Genomic DNA, 6,174 nt, shown 5'->3' with positions numbered 1-6,174 from the left:
CGGCTTCCGCACCGGCGGAGGTGAGTGCGGCGGCCAGGTCCGCCAGGGCCGGGGCGGGCGTCGCGCCAGTGGGCCGCAGCCGCAGCCGGCGGGCGCGGTGCGCGGCGACGAGGTGCCGGGCCAGCGCGGCGCCGGTCGGTCCGTCGGCGCCGGTGACCAGGACGGGGCGCTCCGGGTCGGCCACGGTCACCGGCCGTCCCGGCACGGTCGCCGGGGCGGGCACGAGGGCCGCGTGCCGGGCCGCCCCGGCCCGCAGGGCGACCTGCGCGGCGCCGGCGTCCACGACGGCGGGCAGCAGGGCGAGCGAGCGGTCCGCGGCGTCGTGGTCGACCAGCACGATCCGGTCCGGGTACGCGGCCTGCAGGCTGCGCCCGACCGCCCAGACGGCGCCGGCCGCCGGATCGGGCCCGGCCCACCCGGCGGCGTCGCCCCCGGCGGCGGCTCCCCCGGCGGCGGCTCCCCCGGCGACGTCTCCCGCAGTGGCCTCGCCTGCGGCGGCGTCTTGCGCGGGGGCGTCGCCCGCGCTGCCGGCACCGCTCGTGCCGGGGCCGTTGGCCGCGTCGCCGGCCGGGCCGGTCAGCAGCATCAGCCGGGTGCCGGCGAAGCGGTCGTCGTCGAGCCAGCCACGCAACCGGTCGGCGAGGTCCGCCGCGTCGGCGTCGGCCGGCCCGGCCAGCAGCACCGTCAGGTCGGGCGCGTCGGGAGTCTCGCGCAGGGTGGCCAGATCCCGGTGGGCCCGGAACCGCTCCCCCGGCGACGCCGCGCGCAGCGGCTCCACCAGCGGCTCGCTCCCGGCGCCGACGAGCGCCCAGCGGCGGGCCGGGGCGGCGGCGTCCTGCGCGGCCGCCGGGACGGGCGCCGCCACCGGCGGTACGGCGGCCAGGTCCAGCGGTCGCCAGGCGAGCAGGCTGAGCGCCTCGTGGTGGCTGCCGTTGACCGCCCGCAGCCGGGCCGGCCCGTCGAGCAGGAGCCGGCGGGTGACCTTGCCGGACGCGGTGCGGGGCACCTGCCCGATCTCGTACAGCGCCTCGGGGACCTTGTGGTAGCTGAGCCTCTCCCGGCAGGCCGCGTACCCGGCACGGGGGTCGAAGCCCTCCGGCCCCGGCACCACGAACGCCACCGGCACCTCGCCGAGCACCTCGTGCGGCCGGCCGGTCACCGCCACGTCGGCGACGCCGGGCACCGCGCGCAGCGCCTCCTCCACCTCGCCCGGGTGGATCTTCTCCCCGCCCCGGATGATCAGCTCCTGGTGGCGGCCGGTGACGAAGATGTTGCCGTCGGCGTCGCGGCGGGCCAGGTCGCCGGTGCGGTACCAGCCGTCGCGCAGGGCGGCGGCGGTGACCTCCGGCAGGCCGTGGTAGCCGAGCATGACGCTCGGACCGCTGACCCAGACCTCCCCCTCGGCGCCGGTCGGCACGTCCAGACCCGTCTGCGGGCTGACCAGGCGCACCTCGACGCCGGGCACCGGGCGCCCGCAGGAGCCCTCGACCCGGGGCTGCTCCGGCCGGGTGACGGCGATCGAGCCGCAGGTCTCCGTGCTGCCGTACGCGTCGAGCAACGGCGCGTCGAAGACCTCGTCGAACGCCCGCCGCAGCGCGCCGGTGGTGATCGCCCCGCCGACCAGGCAGACCCGCAGGGCCGGGGCGCGGAAGCCGGTCTCCCGGGCGGCGGTGACCAGGTGGTGGTACATGGCCGGCACACCGGCGAGCACTGTGGCCTCGTCCTCGTCGACCGCGCGCAGCACGTCGTCGGCGGAGAAGCCGTCGATGAGCCGGGCCGTGGCCCCGACCGCCGTCACGCTGAGCACGCACCCGATGTGGGAGAGGCTGTGGAACAGCGGCAGTGGCCAGACCACCCGGTCGGCGGCGGTGAGCCCGGGGATCGGCACGTAACAGGCGGCGACCGACCAGAGGCAGGTGCGCTGGGTGGAAAGGACACCCTTGGGCCGGCCGGTGGTGCCGGAGGTGTAGAGCATCCAGGCCACCTCGTCGAGGCCCAGGTCGTCGCGGGCCCCCACGGACGGCTCGGTGTCGACCAGGTCGCGCCAGGCGACGACCCCGTCCGGAACCGGGTCGTCCCCGGTGACCACGATCCGCAGGGCCGGCCGGCCGGTACGCAGCCGCAGCATCTGGTCGAGGTGACGCGGGTCGGTGACCACCAGCACCGCGCCGGAGTCGTCCAGCAGATGGGCCAGTTCCGCGTCGGTGCTGTGCGGATTCACCGGCACGCCGACCGCGGCGGCCCGCGTGACGGCCAGCCAGGTCTCCACCGTCTCCACCCGGTTGCCGAGGCAGAAGGCCACCCGGTCGCCCCGGGCGACCCCGGCCGCCGCCAGGTGACCGGCCAGCCGACGGGTCCGCGCCGCCAGATCGGCGTATCCGACCGCCCGGCGGTCGTCGCGGAATGCGACCTTGTTCCCCGACCTGGCGGCGTGCGCCTCGATCAGATCGGACAACGGCTGGATCAGGTCGCTCCGAAGCATGTCACCACATCCATCCGTCGGCGAGACTCCTCATCCGCGGCGTAGACCTCGCTCGCCGTAGCGGCCCAAGTCTTCCGAGCACCCTGCCGGTGTCCTACCCCTGTCACCCCCTAAGTCGTCCCCAGTTCGGAGCGCCGATCGGGTGGTGGAACGGGCCCGCGGGCCGATGATGGGGCGACCCCCGCGGACCGTCGAATCCCGTGCTCCACCCGCCCGTCAGCCGAGGTGCCGTCGTTGGAACGCTGCTGGTTGTTCGCCCGTTCGGCCGTACCGGCCGGCGGCTGCCCGGGCACGCGGCTGACCGAGCTGGTCGGCACCGTCCTGACCGGGCTGGTCGCCGCCGCCCGCCGGGCCGATCCCGGCATGGACTGGTTCTTCGACCCGGAGGACTCCCCCGCCGGGCGGCTGAGCCTCGGCTTCCATGCCGCCCCCGCCGCGCTCGACGCGGTACGGGCGGGACTGCTCGCGTACGACCCGGGAGCGTCCCTCGCCGAGGACCGGTACGTCGTGCGCGACCCCGCGCGGGGCGGCCCGCTCGCGTTCGCGGGCAGCGAACTGGCCCTCACCCTGCTCGGCGGCGACGTGCCCTGGCTGGCCGGCGGCGAGTTGCCGCTGGCCGTGGCGCACCTGCGGCACCTGACCGGGCTGATGCCGGCGGCCGACCGCCTGGCGTTCCTGTTCCTGCACTGGCAGGAACGCAGCCAGCGGCTCACCGGCGCGCAGCGGCGGGACCTGGCCGCGCAGGCCGACGCCGGGGCGGAGAAGATCGTCCTGTCGGCCGGTGACCTACCGCTGGGCGGGGACGTGGCAGTGGCGTGGCAGCGCTACCTGGACCGGGTGACCGACGTGGTGGGCCACGACCACCCGACGGCGCCTCCCGGGTTCCTGCTGGCGCACCACGCGCAGCTCACCCACGATCGGTGGGGCATCCGGCCGGAGGTCGACTCGCTGGCCGCGCTGGCGCTGCGCCTGTCGATGGTGCGGGGCAGCCCGGCCGCGACCGCGCCGGCCCGCGTTCCGCAGAGGAGGCAGCAACCACATGCACACGCCGGTACCTGACCGTCCCGCCAGCGAGCCGGCCCGCGTCGAGGTGGCACTCGGGGAACGGTCGTACCCGGTGCTGATCGGTCCCGGCGTACGCCACCGGCTCCCGGCGGAGGTGGCGCGGATCGGCGCCCAGCGGGTCGTGGTGGTCTCGGCCCGGCCACCGGAGTGGACGCCCGACCCGGGCGTGCCGCACCGGGTGGTGCCGGCCCGCGACGGCGAGCACGACAAGAACCTGACCACTGTGGAACAGCTCTGCCGGGCGTTCGCCGAGTTCGGGCTGAGCCGGACGGACGCGGTGGTCTCGTGCGGCGGCGGCACCACCACGGACGTGGTCGGGCTGGCCGCCGGCCTCTACCACCGGGGCGTACCGGTGATCCACCTGCCGACCTCGCTGCTGGCCCAGGTGGACGCCAGCGTCGGTGGGAAGACCGCCGTCAACCTGCCGGAGGGCAAGAACCTCGTGGGCGTGTACTGGCAGCCCCGGGCGGTGCTCTGCGACACCGAGCACCTGGGGACGCTGCCGCAGCGGGAGTGGCGCAACGGGTACGGGGAGATCGCCCGGGCGCACTTCATCGGCGCCGGTGATCTGCGTGACCGGCCGGTGGCGGAGCAGATCGCCGCGTCGGTGGCGTTGAAGGCCCGGGTGGTGGCCGCGGACGAGCGGGACTCCGGCCTGCGGCACATCCTCAACTACGGCCACACGCTCGGGCACGCGTTGGAGCGGGCCACCGACTTCGGCCTGCGCCACGGTGAGGCGGTCGGCGTCGGCACGGTCTTCGCGGGCCGGCTGGCCGGCGTCCTCGGCCGGATACCGGCCGACCGGGTGGCCGAGCACCACGACGTGGTGGCGGGCTACGGGCTCGACACCACGCTGCCCGGCGGCCTCGACCACGACGAGCTGATCACGCTGATGCGCCGGGACAAGAAGGCCACCTCGGGCCTGTCCTTCGTCCTGGACGGACCGGGCGGAGTCGAACTGGTCGCCCGCGTCCCCGAGGACGCTGTGCGTACCGCACTTTCCGGCATGTGAGGCCGACACCGCCGGGTGCCCGTTCGCCGGCCGGCGCCGCGGGGGCGGCCGGGCCGGCGAACGGATGACGAGCCGCCGGAGCCGAGCCCCGGACCGGCGCGTCAGGTGCCCAGGGCCCGCTGGATCTGCGCCACCAGCACGCCGCAGGCGTACCGGTCCGCGGCCCCGACCATGCCGACGATGGTCGCCGGCAGCGGGCCGTTGTCCGTCTCCGCCGGGTCGTGGTGCATGAACACGACGAACTGCCCCCGGTCGATGAACGGCGCGAGGATCGGTTCGGCGTCGACGCCGGGGGCCAGTGAGAAGAACGTGGTCATGGCGCACGGATGCCGGCCCAGCAGCGAGCTGCGGTGCAGCAGCGAGGTGGTGGCCCCGCTGACCCGGAAGTTCGGGTCGATGACCCGCAGGGCGCCGTCGCGGCCGATCCCGGCGTCGAAGGAGCAGTAGCCCCGGTACCCGAGCGCGCTGGCCTTTCGGACCCCTACGGTCAGCGCTTCGACCAGCTCCTCCGGGGGCTGGTCGTCGTCCATCACACAACCGACCCACGTCGAGGTGGGCTGCGGCAGGTGTACCGACGATCCGAAGTAGTGCACCGATCCGCTCTCGGTCACGCCGAACTGGATACCCCAGATCGTCTGGAAGGGCACCTCCTCCTCGACGATCCACTGCTCGCTCACCTGTTCCAACTGGTTGAACAGGGAACGGTTCCGCCGGTCCGCCAACCGACGGGTGAAGATCGCAATTCCGCTGGACACCTCGACCCCGGCCGGTTTGATGACCGCCGGCCGGCGGTCCCGCGCCACGATCCGGCGCACTTCGGCGGGGGTGGCGACCTGCCGGCGGGGCAGGTACTCCGGCGCGACCAGAGTCTCCAGCACGGTCTTGTTGTTGAGGCGGGCGACCAGATCCGCGGGCACCCGGGCGCGAGCGGCCCGCAGCAGCGGGTCATGCGGAGGAAACTGGAACTCCAGCGTCTCGCCCCGCTCGACGGCTTCCCGCGCGTACCGCACCGCCTGCGCGCCGGAACGGAACTTCCGCAGGTCGCTGGGCGTCTTCAGACCACTCCGGCTGAGCAGACGCAGCGACTTGTCCGCGCTGGAGCCGGTGCTGCAGATCGCCGCCGACTGGTGCGGAAGGGTCAGGTGCAGACCCGTGATCATGTCCAGGCCGTTGTGGAGAGCGGCGCCCGCGCCGGCGAGATAGGGGCTGTCGGCGGTGGCCGACGGGTCGGGCGGTCGGGCCAGGACCACCCCGTCGTGTGCGAACACCTGTACCTGGATGGGCGCCTGCATCTAGTCTCCTGACATGCCGGCCCGGTGCGGGCCTCGGGGTGGCGGTGAAACCGGTGCGCCACAGCCACGAACAGCGGAGAACGTGGCCGAAGGGGTGGGCTCCCGGTCCTGATGCGGCCGCTCGGCCGCGAGAGCCGGGCGTGCCGCGTGCACCGACCGGACGGTCGTGAGCTGGACCGGCCGGGAAGCCGGCTGGCTCATGGCCAGCGTTGCGGCGGCGAGGTGCACACCGCCGGTCAGCGGTCGAGTTTCCAGCCACCGACCGGCGTCATGATCGAAAGATCATAGTCACTATGCACTGCCCCGGGATGGGCCAGACAGGC

General features: G+C 74.9%; 4 protein-coding genes. 2 read left to right on the top strand and 2 right to left on the bottom strand.

Going from position 1 to position 6,174, the window contains the following annotated elements:
- A partial coding sequence (locus KBX43_RS26840) for an AMP-binding protein (RefSeq protein WP_210887759.1) occupies positions 1-2,482 on the bottom strand: 2,482 nt, incomplete at its 3' end.
- 225 nt (positions 2,483-2,707) lie between these two features.
- Between KBX43_RS26840 and KBX43_RS26835 the strand changes: the two genes are divergently transcribed.
- Positions 2,708-3,541, top strand: coding sequence for a hypothetical protein (locus KBX43_RS26835; protein ID WP_231915406.1), 834 nt, complete (start codon positions 2,708-2,710; stop codon positions 3,539-3,541).
- The gene (locus KBX43_RS26830) at positions 3,522-4,559 is read left to right on the top strand and encodes a 3-dehydroquinate synthase (protein WP_210887756.1); all 1,038 of its coding nucleotides are present in this window, start codon (positions 3,522-3,524) and stop codon (positions 4,557-4,559) included. The genes KBX43_RS26835 and KBX43_RS26830 overlap by 20 nt, the downstream gene beginning before the upstream one ends.
- Positions 4,560-4,660: 101 nt before the next feature.
- On the opposite strand, the gene KBX43_RS26825 is transcribed toward KBX43_RS26830, so the two are convergent.
- Complete coding sequence (locus tag KBX43_RS26825; protein ID WP_166457297.1) at positions 4,661-5,851, bottom strand: ATP-grasp domain-containing protein; 1,191 nt, start codon at positions 5,849-5,851, stop codon at positions 4,661-4,663.
- Positions 5,852-6,174: the final 323 nt, after the last annotated feature.

Source organism: Micromonospora sp. C41 (assembly GCF_018070485.1).
Classification (GTDB): domain Bacteria; phylum Actinomycetota; class Actinomycetes; order Mycobacteriales; family Micromonosporaceae; genus Micromonospora; species Micromonospora chalcea.
Note: the sequence above shows the minus strand (reverse complement) of the source record. Positions and strands in the feature narration are given on the sequence as shown.

Coding starts and splice junctions, on each gene's coding strand:
- KBX43_RS26830 (WP_210887756.1), top strand. CDS start 3,522: ATGCACACGCCGGTACCTGACCGTCCCGCCAGCGAGCCGGCCCGCGTC.
- KBX43_RS26825 (WP_166457297.1), bottom strand. CDS start 5,851: ATGCAGGCGCCCATCCAGGTACAGGTGTTCGCACACGACGGGGTGGTC.